Origin of the sequence: aff. Roholtiella sp. LEGE 12411 (genome assembly GCF_015206995.1) — a bacterium.
Classification (GTDB): Bacteria; Cyanobacteriota; Cyanobacteriia; order Cyanobacteriales; family Nostocaceae; genus Komarekiella.
Window position 1 is genome coordinate 1 of the sequence record NZ_JADEXR010000327.1, and the last position, 1,191, is coordinate 1,191.

The 1,191-nt window shown below is 40.7% G+C and carries 1 pseudogene; it reads left to right on the plus strand.

The window, feature by feature from the left end:
• Positions 1 to 1,158: pseudogene (locus IQ246_RS29720) on the plus strand (linolenate 9R-lipoxygenase); the annotation flags it as partial.
• Positions 1,159 to 1,191: the final 33 nt, after the last annotated feature.

Sequence of the window (1,191 nt, forward strand, 5' to 3'; positions counted from 1 at the left end):
AAGATTGAAGCACTTGTTTCAGCCATGCCTACTACAGCTTTGGATTTGGCAGTTGGCAGTACTGATCCCACCGATATTCCTGACAGCTACTTTTTAGAACGTCGGCTCAATGGGTACAATCCAGGTGCGATTCGCGAATCCTCTGGTCAAGAAGGCTGGACACATGAGCTTACTCACAATCTGGCAAAATATGACATCAAGCCAGGCTTGCACTTTCCTGATTTTGTTCAATGTCGGCTTGTTGTTGATAAACAAAATGGTGTCAAGCTGCATTCAATTAAAATAGATGATAATGAAATTACGCCATGCCAAGAACAATGGCAACATGCTAAGCATACTTACCTTCAGGCCGAATTCCTTTCACAAGAACTGAAACTTCATTTAGCCCGTTGTCACTTCAACATTGAACAATATGTTATGGCTATAAAAAGAAGGCTCGCCCCCACTCATCCTGTGCGGGCGTTTATTAATCCTCATCTTGAGGGGCTGATATTTATCAACTCATCAGCTGTTCCAAAGATTATCGGTTCAACAGGTTTCATCCCTATCGCCTCCATGCTAACGCAGGGATCTATTGTTGATGTAATGAAAAATGAATTAAGTAAACTAAGTTACATGTGGAATCCAATCGCTGATTTGCCATGTGATATTCCCGGAGACCTTTTTACACCTGCTGCAACAGCCTATTGGGAACTACTTAACAATTATGTTGAGAAGGGTTTACTACAACCATTTGAAGATGAACTTCGCACTGAAGTAAATGCGATTCAGGTTGACGAACTTTTTGCTGAATTAAAACAACGAAGTCTTTACTCCGGAGACCAACCACCCAAATACGATTCATCAGAGCTTAAAAGTCTGTTAATGTACATCATCTACCATTCAAGCTTCCTGCACTCATGGGCTAACTTTAAACAATATGATGATGCTGGAAATCCTAATCATGTATCAATGGGAGATTATAGTCAATACGACCAACAGACACAGGACAAGATACGCTTCTCTCAACGATCTTTAACATGGGTACTTTCATCAATTCGATACAACTCAGTTGCAGTATATGGATCGGATTTACTCAAACAGCTCATTCGGGAAAAATCATCAATATTGGAACCCGGACTTCCATTAGAGGATCTCATGATGAGTATCAACATTTAGGCGATCTCCAGATAAAATGTTTAGGGACTGCTG